An 18,336-nucleotide genomic window follows, 5' to 3' on the forward strand; every position below is an offset into this window, starting at 1 on the left:
CTGTCTATTCGACCGTCCCGGCCCATTTGCCCGTCCCGGTCCATCAGTCCCCCTTGGGGGCGCGGCCCGGGCCGGCGGGGCCGGCGAAGGCCTGGGCGATGTCGAGCCAGCGGTCGGCGTCGGCACCCTCGGCGCGCACCGCTGTGTCACGGCGGTGCAGCCGCTGCGTGACGATGAGGCAGAAGTCCAACGCGGGCCCGGTGACACGCTGTTGGGCATCCTCGGGCCCGTACGTCCACAGCCCGCCGCCGTCCGGGGCGGTCAGCTCCACCCGGAATTCCTCGGCCGGGGGCGTCAACCCCCGCACGGTGAAGGCGTAGTTGCGGGCGCGGATGCCGATGCGGGCGACGTGGCGCAGCCGGTCGGTGGGCCTGCGGGTCCGGCCCAGCGCGTCGAATACGTCCTGGCCGTGCGCCCAGGTCTCCATGAGGCGGCCCGTGGCCATCGACGCGGTGGACATCGGCGGCCCGTACCAGGGAAAACGCGCCCCGGCGGGCGCCGCCCGCAGCGCCTCTTGCAGCCGTACGCGACTGTCCCGCCACCACGAAAGCAGTTCGGCGGGCGGGAGTTGGGCCCCCGCCTCGGCGCCCTCGTCCACGAAGGTGTCCGGCGACGTGACGGCCTTCTCGACCTCCGCCGCGAAGGCGTCGGGGTCGGTGACGGCGAGCAGCGCGGCGGTGTCCGTCCAGGCGAGGTGCGCGATCTGGTGCGCGATGGTCCAGCCGGGGGAGGCCGTGGGCGTGGCCCACTGGGCCGGGCTCAACTCCCCTACGAGGAGGTCGAGTTCGTCTCCCTCGTCGCGCAGATCGTCGAGCAGGTCATCGAGCACGGCGACGGCCGGGCCGGACGCTTCGGACACGGTGCGCTCCCCTCCGGGACAGCGGGTGTGCGGTGGAGCATGGCAGCCGCGCTTGAAACAAGCAAGCGTGCTTGCATGCATTTCCGGCCTGGCCCTTCCCTGCTCCCCTTGCCGAGTTGGGGGCGCTGCCCTCGGTGGGCGGCGGCCACCGCATGATCAGCCGAGATACGGCGCACAGCGGAGTTCCAAGAAGTGCTGGAGGCGCAGGCGCTGGGTGTGGTGCATGGGCAGCGCGTCGAGGTCGGCCGGTGCCACGAACCGCAGTTCCGTGCCCCACCCCGCCCCTGGGCGGCGGGGTCTTACGCCACCACGAGCAGTTCCGCCCGGAGCGTGACGCGTGCCTGCTCCAGGAGTGCGCGAGCCTGAGCGTTCTTCGTGTGGGGCCTGACGAGTTGGACCATGGTGCGCATCCGGTCGTCAGCCCTGCCGGACCGTACCAGCGGCCACTCACTCAGCGCTGTCGTCCATGTCGCGCACGCCGCTTCGAGGTGGCCCAGCCGTAGCTGCCTTTCCGCAAGCGTGGCGCGGTGTCGGACACGGGCCCTCCGATATACGCCGTACCGCAGCTGATCGGACTGCTCCATTGCTTCGACGGAACCCGCGAGATCCCCCAGCTCGTAACGGACTTGCGAAATGTGGTAGTTCAGCGAAGAAGGGTCGTACGAGCCGAACGGCTTCCCGCGATTCTCGGCCCGCTCCATGGCTGCTTCCGCTTCACGGATCCTCCGGAGTGCCTGGGTTCGGTCGCCGAGGAGCGCCGCCGAGTGGGCTTGCTGCCCGGCCAGGAAGGCCTGCATCCGGGGACCCGCCTTCGGCGAGGCGGCTGCCGCGGCGTCGGCGAGATCCATGGCCGTATGACCGTGCCGTAGATCCACTGCCTGAACACTCATTCCGCGCAACGTTGTGCAGTACGTCAGGTGGTCTTCAGACGCTCCCGCCAGTTCAAGAGCCTTGACGTAGTACCGCTGCGCAAGTCCGTGCAACCCCTCATCCACGGCCATGTAGCCCGTGAGATAAGAGAGATCCGCAGCGGCGCGCAGCATGGCTCTCTTCACTTCGGGAGGTCCATCGGCGTGGAGGTATTCGCCAACCGTGTTCGCCAAGAAGCTTGCGGCCATGGGCCGGGCCATGCGTCCGCCGAACTCGTCATCCAGCTCGGACACCTTGGCGGTCATGTCTATGACCATCTGGACTTCTGGCATGCCGATGCGGGTCATCCGGCCGCTCTGAATCGCCGCGGCTCGGTCCAGGACATCCGGCCAGCCCGGGATCGCCATGGCCACGGAGAAGAGACCGGCACCGAGCACGCTGCGGCGTGATGGGTCCATGTCCTCTGTCCCCAGTTCGATCAGCCCTGCCACGGTATTCGGCTGCTGTACCGGGTGATCGGCGAGCGTTTCGAAGCCTGCTTCGGCGTGAGTCACAGGACGCCTGAGGCGGCGCGAGAACGCCTCAACGACGAACCGCCGCACCGGCTCTCGTGGCCTCGTGCCGCCCAGCCAGTGATGCACCGCCGATGCGTTGTAGCGCAGGGGCGTACCGTCCTGGCTTCCGACCAGGTTCACAGCACGCGCGCACTGGCTGAGCGTCCAGCCGCTCTCCGCGAACAGGCGTTGCAGGCGATCATTTGGTCCGCTCGCCACGATCACTCAACTCCCTGCCGCTGTAGGCGCTTTAAACGCTTTAAAACCGCTGCGCCGTTGCAACGGTACCGCCGTGCGTGGTCGTGCGGTTGCGTAGAGGCAGGAGAGATCGCCGAACAGCGGGAGCCGATCCGTGAACGTGAAATATGCAGCCCAGCGCCCTCCGCGCGTACCGCCACCAGACGATGCGGCATCGCTGGAAGCGCTCCTCACGGCTGGTGGCTTCTGGCGACTCGCTCCTGACTGGGTCCCGCGCGGCCCCTACGCGCAATCGAGCCCTGACCTCCTCAGGGCAACACTGGCCGGACTGCAAAGGCGGTTGGAAGCTGTGACGACTCCTGAGAAATATGTGCCCGCGCTTGAGCCTGTTCCTGAGTCCGACTGCGACATCTGTCGGGAAGCAAGCAGGACGCGAGCGGAAGCACACATGACGGGCCGGCCCCGAGAGGTGCAGCGAGCGACCACGATCATCCGAGAGCACCCCTCCGGGCACAGACAGGAACCCTGATCTATCTGGCGCGAAATGTCCTGCCCGACGCACCCGCCCAAGCCCCGCGCTCAGGCTCCGCTACGGGACCGAGGCGGCCCAAACAACCCATCGAACGGAAGGTAGCCCGATGACCGTTGCCACCGAGTTGGTGACAGCCGGCGAACTCAAGCCGAGCGCCCGGCACCTGATCTCAGACGAGAGCTTTGAGGGCGCTGTGCGTTTGGTGCAGCGAGCCAACGCCGACATCAGCCAAGCTCTGGCAGAGCGAATCGTTGATGAAGCCCTCAAGTTCGTAGCCGCAGCGGCAGGCAACAAGACGCCCGGCCTCGCCCTGCGGCCCTCACGGATTGTCGATGAGGGGTGGCATGCGCTGATCCAGGACACGCGAACCTACAAGCGACTGACCGACGAACTTGGGGCGTTCGTCCACCACGTGCCGGAGACCCCGGCAACGAAACGGCACGACGAAGCAACCGTGCTCCGAACGCTGAGCGCCATTGGGCGCGCAGGGTACATCCCAGACTTGCACCTGTGGTCCAAGGAGACGCAGGGGGAAGTACTGGTGTCCGCCGACTGCATGCACAGCGAGTGCACAGACGGCGGTTCCAACTGTTCGGGTCCGGCAGTCGTCTGAGCGACTGGGGGTCAGACTCGTCCCCAACTTGCCGGGCCAGCTCTACAGTTGACTACGGTCCGTCAGGAAGGAACCGCAGTGAGCGAAGAAGGCGGAGCGCCCCGCAGTTGGGATGACCCTCGGTACGGCAAGGTGCTGGCGAGCTGGCAGCGTCTTCGGGTTGAAAAGCGCCGCGGAAGGCGCCCCCGTCGATTCTGCCCGCACGGTCTCGGAGTGACCCTCACAGTCGACCCCGTGACGCGTAAGCCGTTCAACGTCGAGTGTGCGGCTTGCAACTCGGCGGAAGGCTAAGTGCCTGGCGTGGTGGCGTTCCGCGACAGCGCTGAGCCGGACACCGTCGTTACGATGACGGTCGAGTCCGTGAAGGCCGGGGAGTACGACATCACGGCATGACCTGAGGGGTCGACCATACAGGAGTGCCCGCGCTGTCACGCCGAGTGCGCAACGGACCCGGAAACGGGCTGGGCATTCTGCCTGCCGTGCGGCGCCCCGATCGCACCTCCGCAGCCCCCGCCATGCCCGGGGCCGCAACCCTGGAAGGGTCGCGCCACACAGCTTCCGTACCGGCCCCGGGAACACTGACCCCTACCCGACCGCCCTGCCCGTCTGCCGTTCCGACCTGGCTGATGGGCAGGGTTCTGCACGGCCGGGGAGCGCTTACCGACCCTCCCCCCGCCGCACCTGGCTCCGCACCGCCCCCATGCTCGCCCCGATCACCAGTGCGATCGCCAGCGCCTGTGGCCAGGAGAGCGCCTGGCTCAGGATGAGCAGCCCCGCCGTTGCCGCGATCGCCGGTTCCAGGCTCATCAGGATCGCGAAGGTGGACGCGGGCAGGCGGCGCAGGGCGAGGAGTTCGAGGGTGTACGGGAGGACCGAGGACAGCACCGCCACGGCCGCGCCGAGCGCCATGGTCGACGGGACGAGGAGTCGGCCGCCCGCCTGCGCGATGCCGATCGGGAGGAAGAGGACCGCCGCCACCGCCATGGCGAGCGCGAGGCCGTCCGCCTGCGGGAAGCGGCGCCCGGTGCGCGCGCTGAACAGGATGTACACCGCCCAGCACGCCCCCGCCCCGAGCGCGTAGGCCGCACCGGCCGGGTCCAGGGTGTCGAAACCTCCCCCGCCCAGCAGCACGACCCCGGCGAGCGCGAGACCCGCCCAGAGGAGGTTGACAAGGCGACGGGACGCGATCACTGAGAGCGCGAGCGGGCCGAGCACCTCCAGGGTGACGGCGACGCCGAGCGGGATGCGGTCGACGGCTTGGTAGAACAGTCCGTTCATGCCGGCCATCGCGATGCCGAAGGCGACGACCGTGCCCCAGTCGGCCCGCGAGTGCCCGCGCAGTTTCGGACGGCAGATCAGCAGGAGCACGAGCGCGGCGGCGGCCAGGCGCAGCGTGACGACTCCGGCCGCGCCCGCCCTCGGCATCAGCGTCACGGCGATGGCGGCCCCGAACTGCACCGATATGCCGCCCGCCACCACCAGCGCGACCGGCCCGAGCGCAGCCCGCCGGCCGTTTCCGCCGCGCTGGGGCGCACCGGCCGCCTCCGGTACGGCGACGGCGGCCGCCGCGACCGGCTCGGCCGCACACGCGCTGTTGACCGGATTCACCGGCACTCCCCTCGAAATGAACGAAATTCAACCTGGAGGTTCCACTGTTACGGGTGTCAGGTGCTACACGGGTGTCAGGGGTGTCACGGGGGGGGCTGTAGGCCTCACAGGACAGCCTGAGCGATTTTTGAAGTCCATTTCAATGGACCAACCAATCCACTATGTTGCACCGCACCCCGCGAGCGCAACATCCTTTCCCCGTCGAGCGGAATAACACCTTCCATCTAATGTAAGCGGCGCCAGGCCCTCCTGCCCCTCACCGCTGCCCCTCACCGTCCAGCCGCTCCGCCAGCACCTCCGCCAGGTGCCTGGCCCTGCGGCCCGCCAGCTGGGCCAGTTGCGTACGGCAGGAGTAGCCGTCGGCCAGTACTTCCGTGCCGGGTGCGGCGTCCCGTACCGAGGGGAGCAGGTGTTCCTCCGCGCAGGCCACGGACACCTCCCAGTGGCCGCGTTCGAACCCGAAGTTCCCGGCGAGCCCGCAGCAGCCGCCGCTGAGCTCGCCGGTCAGGCCCGCCTTCTCGCGCAGGCGGCGTTCGGCGGCGTCGCCCAGTACCGCGTGCTGATGGCAGTGGGTCTGCCCGACCACCTGGCGGTCGACCCGGGGCGGGGTCCAGTGCGGCGCGCACTCCTCCAGGGCCTGCGCGAAGGTGCGTACGGCTGCGGCGAGGCGGGCGGCTCGCGGGTCGGCGGGGAGCAGTTCGGGCAGGTCCGTGCGCAGGGCGGCCGCGCAGCTCGGTTCGAGTACGACGACGGGCCGGCCCGAGGTGGAGAGGAGCGGGTCGAGGACGTCCAGGGTGCGGCGCATCACCGCCCGCGCGCGGTCGAGCTGGCCGGTGGACACATAGGTGAGGCCGCAGCAGACCCGGCCCGGCGGAAGCGCCGCTTCCATTCCGGCGTCCGCCATGACCCGCAGGGCCGCCCGGCCGACCTCCGGGGAGAGGTGGTCGGTGAAGGTGTCCGGCCACAGGATCACGGCCGGGTCCGGCGGCACCGGCCTGTTCCGCACGCCGCGCAGGAAGGTGCGCGGCGCCAGGGCCGGGAGCGTCCGCTCCGGCGCGATCCCGGCGAACCGCTTGACGAGGGCGGCCAGCGGGCGGACGCGGGCCGCCGCGTTCAGCGGGCGGGCCAGCGGCGCGGCCGCCCGCAGCCACTCGGGGAGGCGGCCCATCGCGTAGTGCGCGGCCGGGCGGCGGCGCCCCTGGTAGTGGTGGTGCAGGAACTCCGCCTTGTACGTGGCCATGTCCACGCCGACCGGGCAGTCGCTGCGGCAGCCCTTGCAGGACAGGCACAGATCGAGCGCGTCGCGCACCTCCGCGGACCGCCAGCCGTCCGTGACCACCTCGCCCGCGAGCATCTCGTGCAGCAGCCGGGCCCGGCCCCGCGTCGAGTGCGCCTCTTCGCCGGTGGCCCGGAAGGACGGGCACATCACCGCCCCGCCGTCCGAACTCACCTCCGCCGTACGGCATTTGGCGACGCCCACGCATCGGCGTACCGCCGCCGAGAAGTCGCCCCCGTCGTGCGGGTAGCCGAACGCCACGTCCACCGGCCGCTTCGGCAGCACCTCGAAGCGCAGGTTCTCATCCAGCCGGGCGGGCCGGGCGAGGATGCCGGGGTTCATGATTCCGGCCGGGTCCCAGAGGTCCTTGAACTCGCCGAAGAGCCCGACCAGTTCGGGCCCGTACATCTTGGGCAGCAGTTCGGCGCGGGCCTGCCCGTCGCCGTGCTCGCCGCTGAGCGAGCCGCCGTGCGCGACCACCAGGCCGGCGAGTTCCTCGGAGAAGTCCCTGAAGCGCGCGATCCCGGCCGGTGTCAACAGGTCGAAGTCGATGCGGACGTGGATGCAGCCGTCACCGAAGTGCCCGTACGGGGTGCCGCGTAGGCCGTACGAGGACAGCAGGGCGCGGAACTCGCGCAGATACCTGCCGAGGCGCGCGGGCGGCACCGCGCAGTCCTCCCAGCCGGGCCACGCCTCGGTGCCGTCGGGCAGCCGGGTGGCGGTGCCCGCGGCGTCCTCGCGGACCCGCCACAGCGCGCGCATCCCGGCCGGGTCGCTCACCACGGCGGTCGCCAGCGCATCGCCCGCGCGCGCCAACTCCTCGGCGCGCGCCCGTGCTTCGGCCTCCGTCGCCCCGCCGGTCTCGACGAACAGCCAGGCCCCGCCGCGCGGCAGTCCGACCTCGCCGCGCGTCCGTACGAGGTCGGCGGCCATGCCCTCGACGGTCAGCGGGCGGTACGGGAGCAGCCCGGGGGCCGCCTCGGCCGCCGCGCTCTCGTCGGGGTAGCCGAGCACGGCGAGGGCGCGGGCGCGCGGCGCCTGAACCAGGCGGACGGTCGCCTCGGTCACCACCCCCAGCGTGCCCTCACTGCCGCAGAACGCCCGCGCGAGATCGGCGCCGCGTTCGGGGAGCAGGGCGTCCAGGGCGTAGCCGGAGATGCGGCGCGGGAGGTCCTGGGGGTAGCCGGTGCGCAGGGTTGACAGATGACGGCTGACAAAATCGCGTAGTCCGACAGGCGCTGTCGATTTCTGCCAGCCCCGCGACAGGTGGTGAAGCGTGCCCTGTGCGCTGACGACTGTCAGATCGCGGATGTTGTCGGCCGTCGTCCCCCAGGCCACCGAATGCGATCCACACGCGTTGTTGCCGATCATTCCGCCCAGCGTGCACCTGCTGTGCGTCGAGGGATCGGGCCCGAAGGTGAGCCCGTGCGGAGCGACCGCCGCCCGGAGCACGTCGAGCACAACGCCCGGCTGGACCACGGCGGTTCGGGCCGCGGCGTCCACCGAGACCAGGGAGCGCATGAAGCGGGTGAGGTCGAGCACGATCCCGGTGCCGGTGGCCTGGCCCGCGATGGAGGTGCCGCCGCCGCGCGGCACCACCGGCACCCCGTACGTCCGGCAGACCTCCAGGGTCGCCGCCACGTCGTCGGCGTCGCGCGGGGCGACCACGCCCAGCGGCACCCGGCGGTAGTTCGAGGCGTCCATCGTCGTCAGCGCGCGGGCGGTGACCCCGAAGTCCACCTGCCCGCGCACGGCCCGCGACAGCTCCCGCTCCAGCTCGTGTTCCGGTCCGCGTTCACGTCCGCGTTCACGTCCGCGTTCCCGTCCGGGGCCCTTCGCGCCATCTGCCATGGGCCCAGGATGCCCCGGCACGGGCCGGGCGCGGGCCCGCCGTGGTGCCGCCCGCCCCGTGTCCGGAAACGGCCGAAGACGACCTGAATGCGACCCCGTGCGGTCCTTCATCGGCCGTAATGAGCCGCAATCTTCACCAACGACTGTCCAATTCGCGCACCAACTCTCCTATAGTGGCCCCTCGTTGCCCTAGGAACCCTCCCTTCCATTTCGCCCGCCATGAGCGCTGTAAGGCATTGATCGATGACGGCGTCGCCCTCCCTCACCCGTCCCTCCGCGCTGGCCCTGCTGATCACGGCGGTGGTCACCGGCGTGATCAGCACGGTGGCCGTGGTCACGGCCGCGCCCGGCTCCCGTGCCGTACTCGGCTGGAGCCTCGGCGGCGCGGCGGCACTGCTGAGCGCCGGCGCGTTCGCCGTGACGCACACCGTGCTGCGCAACCGCGTCCTGCGCACCCGGCTCGCCGAGCTCAACGGCCAGATCGGCGCCCAGGAGGCGAACGCCGCCCGGCGCAGCGCCGACGCGGTGCGCCGGGACGCCGCGCACGCCGCCGAGCGCAAGAACCTGGTCGCCGCCCACACCGCCGAACTGCGCCGTGCCGAGTCGGCGCGCGCCGCGGCCCTCGCCGCCACCGCCAACGCGGCGGGCCGTATGCAGGCGCTGGCCACCGGCATGCTCGCCGACCTGCGCGAGATGGAGCACCGGCACGCCGACGAGGACGTACTCGGCGACCTCCTCCACCTCGACCACCGCACCGCGCAGGCGGGCCGGCTCGCGGACTCCATCGCCGTACTGACCGGGGCGCGTTCGGGCCGCCGCTGGGCCAAGCCCATCGTCATGGAGTCCATCCTGCGCGGCGCCATGGGCCGCATCGGCGGCTACCAGCGCGTCCGGCTGCACTCCACCAGCGACGCGGCGGTCGCCGGGCACGCCGCCGAGGGCGTCATGCACGCACTGGCCGAACTCCTCGACAACGCGGCCAACTTCTCGCCGCCGACCACCGAGGTCCATGTGTACGTCGAGGAGGTCCCGGCCGGGGTGATCATCACCGTCGAGGACAGCGGCCTGGTGATGAGCGAGGTGCAGCAGCGCCGCGCCGAACAGTCCGTCTCCGGCCGGTCCACCGACCTGGCCGGGCTCTCCGGCACCCGGCTCGGCCTCTCGGTCGTCGGCCGGCTCGCCCGCAAGCACGGCCTCACGGTGTCGTTCCGGCCGTCCGCGCGCGGCGGCACCGGCGCGCTTGTGCTGCTCCCGCACGAGCTGATCACCCAGGTCGCCACCGCTCCGGCCGCGCCCGTCACCGACGTACCGCGAAGTCCGGACTTGGCAGCGCCCGCGCCTCAAACCTCGCAGGCGGCACCATCAGCGGACCCCGCCGAACCGGCGGCCGCCCACGAACCGGCGCTCGATGCCGGGACCGGCTCCGGTGGCGAAGCGCGCCCCGGGACCAGCGCCGAACCCGGCGGCGAAACCAGTGGCGGGTTCCCGCAGTTCGGCGAGAGCGGGCTGCCCAGGCGGCGGCGCGGCCGGGCGCTGGCCGCCGCCCACCCCGAGGGCCCCGACGCCCCGGCGGCCCCGGCCCGCGGCTCGGCCGCGGCGTCGCAGGCGGCCGCCCGTTTCAGCAGCTTCCGCCAGGCCGTACGCGCGAACTCCTCCACCCCGGAAGGCACCACCGAATGACCGGCAGCACCACCGACGAGAAGCTCAACTGGCTCCTGGAGAACCTGCTCCAGCGCACGCCCGGCGCCCGCCACGCGCTCGTCCTGTCCCGCGACGGCCTCAAGCTGTGCCGTACGCCCGAGCTCTCCGTCGACCAGGCCGACCAGCTGGCCGCGATCGCCGCGGGCATCCAGAGCCTGTCGCACGGGGCGTCCATGGAGTTCGGCGACGGAAGCGGCGGGGTGCGCTCCGCGATGGCCGAGTTCTACGGCGGCGTCCTCTTCATCGTCGAGGCCGGCGAGGGCGCGCACCTCGCGGTGGTCGCCGCCGAGGACGCGGACGCCGGGCTCGTCGGCCACAACATGTCCGAGCTGGTGGAGCAGCTCGGCGAACACCTCAGCGCCGAGCCGCGGGCATGAGCCGGCCGGGCCGGGACGACTCACCGGACCGGCTCTACACCCTCACCGGCGGCCGCAGCCGCTCCGGATCGGACGCCTTCGACCTGGTCACCCTGATCGTCACCGAGTCCGATCCGGTGCCCGGCATGCAGTCCGAGCACGCGGCGATCCTGCGGATGTGCCGCTTCCCGACGGCGGTCGTGGAGATCGCCGCGGAGCTCGGCCTGCCCGTCACGGTGGCCCGCATCCTGCTCGCCGATCTGCACGCCACCGGCGCGATCAGCGCCCGCCACCCGCGCTCGGCCCACCGCCTTCCCGACCCCGACATCCTGGAGCAGGTGCTCGTTGGCCTCCGAAATCTCTGAACGGCCCGCCGCGGAACGGCCTCTGGCGAGGACCGCGGACAATGGCCTGAAAATCGTCGTCGTCGGTGGTTTCGGCGTCGGAAAGACGACCATGGTGCGCTCGGTCAGCGAGATCCGTCCGCTGAACACCGAGGAGACCATGACCAAGGCGGGCGAGGCGGTGGACGACCTCGACGGCGTCCGCACGAAGTCGGCGACCACGGTCGCCTTCGACTTCGGCCGCATCACCCTGGACTCGCACAACGTCCTGTACCTGTTCGGCGCGCCCGGCCAGGAGCGGTTCTGGTTCCTGTGGGACCGGCTGTTCGCGGGCACGCTCGGCGCGGTCGTCCTGGTCGACACCCGCCGCCTCGCCGACTCCTGGTACGCCATCGACCGCCTGGAGCACCACGGCACGCCGTTCATCGTGGCCTGCAACGACTTCGGCGGGCCCGCGCACACCGAGGAGCAGGTCCGCGAGGCGCTCGACCTGCCCGCCGAGGTGCCGCTGATGCGGTGCGACGCCCGGTCCCGGGAGTCCGGCAAGTCCGTCCTCATCACCCTCGTAGAACACCTCGCACACCTGCAGAAGGCACCGGAGCTCCTACCGTGACGAGCCAGCCCCCCGCCCCCGTCCCGCTGAGCGGGCCCCGGTTCCAGACCGAGCCGAACGCGCTGTACCGGGACATGCGGCGCGACCACGGCGCCGTGGCGCCCGTCGTCCTCGACGGCGACATCCCGGCCTGGCTGGTGCTCGGCTACCGCGAGTTGCACCAGGTCACCAGCGACCCGATGCTGTTCTCGCGCGACTCCGGCCTGTGGAACCAGTGGGACCGCATCCCCGCCGACTGGCCGCTGCTCCCCATGATCGACCGCAAGCAGCGGTCGATCCTGTACACCGTCGGCGAGCGCCACCGCGAGCGGGCCGCGATGGTCTCCGACGCCCTGGAGGCCGTCGACCCGGCCGAACTGCGCGGCCACGCCGAGCAGTTCGCGGACGAGCTCATCGACGCGCTGTGCGGCGGCGGCAGCTGCGACATCGTCGGGCAGTACGCGATGCTCCTGCCGGTACGCGTCCTCGCCCGGCTTTACGGATTCGCCGACGAGCAGGGCCCCAGCCTGGTCACCGCCATGAACGACATGATCAACGGCGGGGAGGGCGCGCTGGAAGGCCAGCGCCACCTCGCCGAGTCGATGTACGCGCTGCTCACCGCCAAGCAGGTGGAACCCGGCGAGGACGTGGCGTCCCGGATGCTCGCCAACCCGTACGGCTTCACCGTCGAGGAGGTCGGCCAGGACCTGATGGTGATGATGGCCGCCGGACACCAGCCCACCGCGGACTGGATCGGCAACTCGCTGCGCCTGATGCTCACCGACGACCGGTTCGCGGCGTCGCTCGCGGGCGGCCGGCACAGCGTCGGCGAGGCCATGAACGAGGTGCTGTGGGAGGACACCCCCACCCAGAACGTGGCGGGCCGCTGGGCCGTCCGCGACACCCGGCTCGGCGGGCAGCACATCCGGACCGGCGATCTGCTCCTGCTCGGCCTCGCCGCGGCCAACGGCGACCCGCAGGTACGGACCGACGCGGGCGCGCTGACCGGCGGCAACAACGCCTTCTTCTCGTTCGGGCACGGCGAGCACCGCTGCCCGTTCCCCGCGCAGGAGGTCGCCGAGGTCATCGCGCGCACCGGCATCGAGGTGCTGCTCGACCGGCTGCCGGACGTCGATCTCGCCCCGTCGGCGGGGCAGTTGACCCGGCGCCCGTCCCCGTGGCTGCGGGGTCTGACCGGGCTTCCCGTGACGTTCACGCCCACTCCCGCCCTTGGAGCAGCCCGATGAGCAGCCCGCTGAGGTGTCCCGTGAACCACAGTGGTGCCATCACGCTCGACCCGTTCGTCGGCGACCTCGACGCCGAGAGCGCGGCGCTGCGCGCGGCCGGTCCGCTGGTACGGGTCGTGCTGCCGGGCGGGGTGGCCTGCTACTCGGTCACCCACCACGCACAGGCCCGCCAGCTCCTCACCGACCCGCGCCTGGTCAAGGACATCGACGCGTGGGGCGCCTGGCAGCGCGGCGAGATCCCGCCGGACTGGCCGCTGATCGGACTCGCCAACCCGGGCCGGTCGATGCTGACGGTCGACGGCGAGGAGCACCGGCGGCTCCGCACCCTGGTCGCGCAGGCGCTGACCGTACGCCGGGTGGAGCGGCTGCGGGCGGGCATCGAGGAGCTGACCGGGTCCCTCCTTGACCGGCTCGCCTCGCTCCCGTCCGGTGAAGTGGTGGACCTGAAGGCGGAGTTCGCGTACCCGCTGCCCATGAACGTGGTCAGCGAGCTGATGGGCGTGGACGCAGCCGACCACCCTCGCCTGAAGGCCCTGTTCGAGAAGTTCTTCTCCACGCAGACCGCGCCGGAGGAGGTGCCGCGGATGATGGCGGACCTGGGCGAGCTGTTCGCCGGGATCGTCGAGTCCAAGCGGCGCGAACCGGGCGACGACCTGACCAGTGCGCTGCTCGCCGCCTCCGAGGACGGCGACCACCTCACGGCGGAGGAGATCACCAACACGCTCCAGCTGATGATCGCGGCGGGGCACGAGACCACGATCAGCCTCATCGTGAACGCGGTGGTGGCCCTGGAGACCCACCCCGGGCAGCGGAAGCTGGTGCTCGACGGGGCGGTGCCGTGGGCGAACGTCATCGAGGAGACCCTGCGGTGGTCGACGCCGACCTCGCACGTCCTGTTCCGCTTCGCGAGCGAGGACGTGGCGGTGGGTGACCGGGTCCTCCCGGCGGGCGAGGCGCTGATCGTCTCCTTCGGCGCGATCGGGCGTGACGAGGCCGAGCACGGGCCCACGGCGGGCGACTTCGACGTCACCCGCGCCGCCCCGAACCGGCACATCTCCTTCGGCCACGGCCCGCACGTCTGCCCGGGGGCGGCCCTGTCCCGCCTGGAGGCCACGGTCGCCCTCCCGGCCCTGTACGCGCGCTTCCCCGGGTTGACCCTGGCGGTCCCGCGCGCCGAGCTCCGCAACAAGCCGATAGTGACGCAGAACGACCTCTTCGCCCTACCGGTCCGGCTGACCTGAACCGACCTGGGGCCCCGCCCCCAGACCCCCGCTCCTCAAACGCCGGAGGGGCTGGATTGTGACTGCGGACCGTGCGTGGTTACTCGCACAGTTCCCCGCGCCCCTGGCGATCCGACGCCGGCCCGCATAGGCATCTTCAGCCAGTCCGGCGATTGAGGACGAGCGCCCTTCAGGCGCGAACATGGGTGCAGGGGGCGGAGCCCCCGCATGGGGTCTGGGGCGGAGCCCCAGGCTGCCCCGGCCCCGCTGTGGGGGCCGTCTCACCCGGCGGACCCGGTGACCTCGGCCGGCCAGAACCGGATACGCTCCGCCCGTGGCTGAGATCCAGATTCCCGCTGACATGAAGCCCGCCGACGGCCGTTTCGGCGCGGGCCCCTCCAAGGTGCGTACGGAGGCGCTGGACGCCCTGGCCGCCACCGGTAGCTCCCTGCTCGGTACCTCCCATCGCCAGGCCCCGGTGAAGAACCTGGTCGGCGAGGTGCGCCAGGGCGTACGCGACCTGTTCTCCCTGCCCGAGGGCTACGAGGTGATCCTGGGCAACGGCGGCTCCACCGCGTTCTGGGACATCGCGACGCACGGCCTGATCGAGAACAAGTCCCAGCACCTGACCTTCGGCGAGTTCTCGTCCAAGTTCGCGAAGGCCGCCAAGCTCGCCCCGTGGCTGGCCGAGCCGACCGTCATCAGCAGCGACCCCGGTACCCACCCGGACCCGAAGGCCGAACCGGGCATCGACGTGTACGCCTTCACCCACAACGAGACCTCCACCGGTGTCGCCGCCCCCGTCCAGCGCGTCGCGGGCGCCGACGAGGGCGCCCTGGTCCTGGTGGACGCCACCTCCGGCGCCGGCGGCCTGCCCGTCGACATCACCGAGAGCGACGTCTACTACTTCGCCCCGCAGAAGTCCTTCGCCTCCGACGGCGGCCTGTGGCTCGCCGCGTTCTCCCCGGCCGCCCTGGAACGCGCCCAGCGCATCCACACCAGCGGCCGCCACGTACCCGAGTTCTTCTCGCTGCCGACCGCGATCGACAACTCCCTGAAGAACCAGACGTACAACACCCCCGCCCTGTCCACCCTGTTCCTGCTCAACGAGCAGCTGAAGTGGATCAACAGCCAGGGCGGCCTCGACTGGTCGACGGCCCGCACGAAGGACTCCTCGACCCGCCTGTACTCATGGGCCCAGGACTCCAAGCACGCCTCCCCCTTCGTCACCGACCCGGCCAAGCGCTCCCAGGTCATCGGCACGATCGACTTCGCCGACGACATCGACGCCGCCGCCATCGCCAAGGTCCTGCGCGCCAACGGCATCGTCGACACCGAGCCCTACCGCAAGCTCGGCCGCAACCAACTGCGCATCGCCATGTTCCCGGCGATCGACCCGGCGGACGTCGAGGCCCTGACAGCCTGCATCGACTACGTCATCGACCAGCTCTGAGCAGGCCGCGTACGTAGCCGATCCGTACGCGAAGGGCAGGGCCCGGCACCGCCACGGTGCCGGGCCCTGCCGTATCTCCGGCCGCCCGCCGGACCGACGCTGTCCGCCGACAGCGGCCGCCCCACCGACCGGCCCGAACTGCGGCTGATCACCTGCGGCGGCTCACTTACCAAGGACCGCCACGGGGATTCCGACGTCGTCGTCTTCGCCCAGTTGACAAGCAGGGCCCAGAGCACGCCTTAAGGCAAGGCCCACCCGGGACGGGCAGTCGGGGCAGGCGCCCCGGCCCCTGTGACGGGCACCCCCGGCTGTCGTGCACGACTCCTGCACGACTCCTGCACACGGCCGATAACCGCCCTATTCCGCACGGCACTTGGTCCCTACCATCCAAAGCGATCCGGCGCGATCCGCACCACGGCCGGACCGGTCCGAAGGTTTGACATGTCCATGCCTCAACTATCTCGTACCGGGGGCATGGGCGCTCGGCTGGACTCCCCACATCCACGCAAGGCCACCGACAACCGATCGGAGCATCATGCCCGGTGCACTTCTCGCGAGCGGCGCGACCGCAGCGTTCCTCGCCACCTCGCTCTTCGCCCACCCGGCCCCCGCCCACATCGTCGCGCCGCCCGACAAGATCGTCATCGAGGTCGCGACCGTCAACGGCTCCGGCTGTCCGCTGGGCACCGCCGCCGTCGCCGTCTCCCCGGACAACACCGCCTTCACCGTCACCTACAGCCAGTACCTCGCACAGGTGGGCGTCGGCGCCCAGCCCACCGACTTCCGCAAGAACTGCCAGCTCAACCTGATCGTGCACGTCCCGCAGGGCTTCACCTACGCCATCGCGAGCGCCGACTACCGCGGCTACGCCCACCTGGAGAGCGGCGCGACCGCCGCCCAGAAGGCCTCGTACTACTTCCAGGGCTCACCGGACACCGTGACCACGACCCACCCCTTCAACGGCGCCTTCGACAACGACTGGGAGGCCACCGACGCAACCGACTGGGCCCAGCTCGTCTGGGCGCCCTGCGGCGTGCAGCGCAACTTCAACATCAACACCGAGCTGCGTGTGAACGCGGGCACCTCGGACCCGACGAAGACCAACAGCTTCATCGCCATGGACTCCACCGACGGCAACATCCAGACCGTCTACCACCTGGCCTGGAAGGACTGCCCGGCAACGCGCTGACGCCGCACGCGGGGGTACGGATCCGGCCACGCGCCGGGTCCGCACCCCCGTAAACACGGATCGGTACGCAGGGCCGGGGGTGTCCACCGTCACGTCGCCGCCCGCCGTACCCATCGGTAATGATGACCCCCATGCGTTTTCTCTTCGTCGGCGACTCCATGACCATCGGATGCCCCGGCGACTTCACCTGGCGCTACCGCATGTGGCGCCACCTCGAAGCGTCCTTCGGCGGCCCGTACGAGATCGTCGGTCCGCGCGACGCCCTGTACGACCCGGCGGCCGGCGCGCCCGTCTCGCGGGACTACGCGGCCCCGGACTTCCCGGCCGCCGCCCGCCGCCACCTCGCCGGCTGGGGCGAGGGCTGGCTGCACATGGCCCCGGCGATCGGCGGGGCGGTCGCGGAGGGCCGGGCGGACGTGCTGCTCGTCTCGCTCGGCCTGATAGACCTCGGCTTCTACACCGACGCCGAGCAGACCGCCGCCAATGTGCGCTCCTTCATCGAGGGCGCCCGCGCGGCCAACCCGCGGATCCGGATGGTCTGCCTGCCCGTCATCCCCAACGTACGGGCCGAGGACGACGCCCCGTTCGCCGCCGAGGTGGAGCGCTTCAACGAGCTGCTGGCCAAGGCGGTCGCCGACCTCGACACGGCCGCCTCCCCGCTGCTGCTCGCCTCGGTCCCGGACTCGTACGACATCCACCGCGACACCTACGACGGTACGCATCCGGGCCCGAGCGGCGAGCACAAACTGGCGGCCGCCTTCGCCGACGCGCTGCACGGCGCCTGGGAGCTGGGCGCCCGCTACCCGTCGTAGCCGACCCTGCCAGGCAGGGCTGTCCGCCGTAGCCGACCCGGCCAGGCCCGGCTACCCGTCGTACGAGGCCCAGCCGCTGACCGCGAACCGGCTTGCCTCGCGCCGGACCTCGAAGGCGCCGGGGCCGCCGAAGTGGGCGGGGACGACGAGTTCGCGCTCGTCGGCGGCGCGGCCGAGGATCCGGCGCCGGGTGGCCGCCGCCTGAGCCCCGTCCTCGCAGAAGCAGCTGTTGCAGGACGGTTCGGCCAGCTGCACCGGGCTGTGCAGCAGATCGCCGACGAAGACGGCCCGTTCGCCGCCGGACCCGAGCCGCAGCACGGACGAGCCGGGCGTGTGCCCCGGCGCCGCCTCCAGGACGAGGCTGTCGTCGATACGGTGCTCGCCCTCCCACAGCACGGCCTGCCCGGCCCGGACCACCGGAGCGACGCTGTCCTCGAAGAGGGCGACGTCGTCCACGCGCAGGTTGCGCCCGCCCGCCGGGTCGAGGCGGGCGTGGTCGGCGGCCGGTATGAGATAGGTGGCGTTGGGGAACGTGGGCACCCATTCGCCGGGCCCCCGGCCGACGGTGTTCCAGCCGACGTGGTCGGCGTGCAGATGAGTGTTGACGACGACATCGACGTCTTCGGGCCGCACCCCCGCGGCCGCCAACTGCCCCAGGAAATCGGTGTTCCGGTGGTGGAACATCGGAGTGCTGGGCCGCTCCCGGCCGTTGCCGATCCCGGTGTCCACGAGCACGGTCCGCCCGCCGCTGCGCAGCACCCAGGTCTGGAGCGCCCCGATCCAGCGGTCGCTGTCGGGCTCCCAGAAGTCCGGCGCGAGCAGCTCCTCGTTCGCCTTCCACACCTCCATCCCGGCATCGGGCACGATCGCCCGCGCGGGCCCGAACGCGCCCTGCCACTCCACGACCCTGGTGATCTCGACCTCGCCCAAAGTGATGCTCCGCACGACCCCGCCCGCCTTAAGTCCGATTCCGGTCCCTCAAACCTAAGCGGGCAGACTGAGCCGTTCAATGCGCCTTCGGCTCATCTGGATACGTGAACGCCTCATCGCTAGGCTGGCCG

General features: G+C 71.4%; 14 protein-coding genes and 2 pseudogenes. 10 read left to right on the forward strand and 6 right to left on the reverse strand.

The genetic code is table 11. The features are described 5' to 3' along the window. Positions 1-43: 43 nt before the first annotated feature. The 3 genes and pseudogenes from ACIBK6_RS27370 to ACIBK6_RS27380 form a co-directional block, all read right to left on the reverse strand. Entirely contained in the window at positions 44-859 is an 816-nt protein-coding gene (locus ACIBK6_RS27370; RefSeq protein WP_399054032.1) for a TIGR03084 family metal-binding protein, read from the reverse strand. Between the two features lie 156 nt (positions 860-1,015). Beyond that, positions 1,016-1,129: pseudogene (locus tag ACIBK6_RS27375) on the reverse strand (DNA mismatch repair protein MutT); the annotation flags it as partial. A 29-nt stretch (positions 1,130-1,158) separates the two neighbouring features. After that, on the reverse strand, positions 1,159-2,505 hold the full coding sequence (locus tag ACIBK6_RS27380; protein ID WP_399054193.1) for a tetratricopeptide repeat protein: 1,347 nt from the start codon (positions 2,503-2,505) through the stop codon (positions 1,159-1,161). Between the two features lie 614 nt (positions 2,506-3,119). On the opposite strand from ACIBK6_RS27380, the gene ACIBK6_RS27385 reads away from it, so the two are divergent. After that, positions 3,120-3,626: a hypothetical protein gene (locus ACIBK6_RS27385; protein WP_399054033.1), complete on the forward strand. Its 507-nt coding sequence runs from the start codon at positions 3,120-3,122 to the stop codon at positions 3,624-3,626. Between the two features lie 657 nt (positions 3,627-4,283). Here the strand turns inward: ACIBK6_RS27385 and ACIBK6_RS27390 are convergent. Then, on the reverse strand, positions 4,284-5,234 hold the full coding sequence (locus tag ACIBK6_RS27390) for an EamA family transporter (protein WP_399054035.1): 951 nt from the start codon (positions 5,232-5,234) through the stop codon (positions 4,284-4,286). Between the two features lie 256 nt (positions 5,235-5,490). Further along, entirely contained in the window at positions 5,491-8,361 is a 2,871-nt protein-coding gene (locus ACIBK6_RS27395) for an FAD-binding and (Fe-S)-binding domain-containing protein (protein ID WP_399054036.1), read from the reverse strand. Positions 8,362-8,604: 243 nt separating this feature from the next. Between ACIBK6_RS27395 and ACIBK6_RS27400 the strand changes: the two genes are divergently transcribed. The 9 genes and pseudogenes from ACIBK6_RS27400 (at position 8,605) to ACIBK6_RS27440 (ending at position 17,275) form a co-directional block, all read left to right on the forward strand. Then, positions 8,605-10,041, forward strand: a complete 1,437-nt coding sequence (locus ACIBK6_RS27400) for a sensor histidine kinase (protein WP_399054037.1) — start codon at positions 8,605-8,607, stop codon at positions 10,039-10,041. Next, complete coding sequence (locus tag ACIBK6_RS27405; protein WP_399054038.1) at positions 10,038-10,439, forward strand: roadblock/LC7 domain-containing protein; 402 nt, start codon at positions 10,038-10,040, stop codon at positions 10,437-10,439. Before ACIBK6_RS27400 ends, ACIBK6_RS27405 begins: the two co-directional genes overlap by 4 nt. Continuing rightward, a complete protein-coding gene (locus ACIBK6_RS27410) occupies positions 10,436-10,783 on the forward strand; it encodes a DUF742 domain-containing protein (RefSeq protein ID WP_399054039.1) in 348 nt (115 codons plus the stop codon). The genes ACIBK6_RS27405 and ACIBK6_RS27410 overlap by 4 nt, the downstream gene beginning before the upstream one ends. Next, a pseudogene (locus tag ACIBK6_RS27415) lies at positions 10,764-11,357 on the forward strand (GTP-binding protein); the annotation flags it as partial. The gene ACIBK6_RS27410 and the pseudogene ACIBK6_RS27415, both read left to right, overlap by 20 nt. Positions 11,358-11,371: 14 nt before the next feature. Beyond that, positions 11,372-12,601: a cytochrome P450 gene (locus ACIBK6_RS27420; RefSeq protein WP_399054040.1), complete on the forward strand. Its 1,230-nt coding sequence runs from the start codon at positions 11,372-11,374 to the stop codon at positions 12,599-12,601. Continuing rightward, on the forward strand, positions 12,598-13,842 hold the full coding sequence (locus tag ACIBK6_RS27425; RefSeq protein WP_399054041.1) for a cytochrome P450: 1,245 nt from the start codon (positions 12,598-12,600) through the stop codon (positions 13,840-13,842). Before ACIBK6_RS27420 ends, ACIBK6_RS27425 begins: the two co-directional genes overlap by 4 nt. Positions 13,843-14,155: 313 nt before the next feature. Beyond that, the gene (serC, locus tag ACIBK6_RS27430) at positions 14,156-15,274 is read left to right on the forward strand and encodes a phosphoserine transaminase (RefSeq protein WP_399054043.1); all 1,119 of its coding nucleotides are present in this window, start codon (positions 14,156-14,158) and stop codon (positions 15,272-15,274) included. Positions 15,275-15,809: 535 nt separating this feature from the next. Next, positions 15,810-16,463 (forward strand): DUF4360 domain-containing protein, encoded by a 654-nt coding sequence (locus tag ACIBK6_RS27435; protein WP_399054044.1) that lies wholly within the window; start codon positions 15,810-15,812, stop codon positions 16,461-16,463. A 131-nt stretch (positions 16,464-16,594) separates the two neighbouring features. Beyond that, on the forward strand, positions 16,595-17,275 hold the full coding sequence (locus ACIBK6_RS27440; RefSeq protein ID WP_399054045.1) for an SGNH/GDSL hydrolase family protein: 681 nt from the start codon (positions 16,595-16,597) through the stop codon (positions 17,273-17,275). 51 nt (positions 17,276-17,326) lie between these two features. On the opposite strand, the gene ACIBK6_RS27445 is transcribed toward ACIBK6_RS27440, so the two are convergent. Then, positions 17,327-18,220, reverse strand: a complete 894-nt coding sequence (locus ACIBK6_RS27445; RefSeq protein ID WP_399054046.1) for an MBL fold metallo-hydrolase — start codon at positions 18,218-18,220, stop codon at positions 17,327-17,329. Positions 18,221-18,336: the final 116 nt, after the last annotated feature.

Source organism: Streptomyces sp. NPDC050485, from assembly GCF_044458185.1.
Lineage (GTDB): Bacteria > Actinomycetota > Actinomycetes > Streptomycetales > Streptomycetaceae > Streptomyces.

Coding starts and splice junctions, on each gene's coding strand:
- ACIBK6_RS27435 (WP_399054044.1), top strand. CDS start 15,810: ATGCCCGGTGCACTTCTCGCGAGCGGCGCGACCGCAGCGTTCCTCGCC.
- ACIBK6_RS27405 (WP_399054038.1), top strand. CDS start 10,038: ATGACCGGCAGCACCACCGACGAGAAGCTCAACTGGCTCCTGGAGAAC.
- ACIBK6_RS27440 (WP_399054045.1), top strand. CDS start 16,595: ATGCGTTTTCTCTTCGTCGGCGACTCCATGACCATCGGATGCCCCGGC.
- ACIBK6_RS27425 (WP_399054041.1), top strand. CDS start 12,598: ATGAGCAGCCCGCTGAGGTGTCCCGTGAACCACAGTGGTGCCATCACG.
- ACIBK6_RS27395 (WP_399054036.1), bottom strand. CDS start 8,361: ATGGCAGATGGCGCGAAGGGCCCCGGACGGGAACGCGGACGTGAACGC.
- ACIBK6_RS27385 (WP_399054033.1), top strand. CDS start 3,120: ATGACCGTTGCCACCGAGTTGGTGACAGCCGGCGAACTCAAGCCGAGC.
- ACIBK6_RS27410 (WP_399054039.1), top strand. CDS start 10,436: ATGAGCCGGCCGGGCCGGGACGACTCACCGGACCGGCTCTACACCCTC.
- ACIBK6_RS27400 (WP_399054037.1), top strand. CDS start 8,605: ATGACGGCGTCGCCCTCCCTCACCCGTCCCTCCGCGCTGGCCCTGCTG.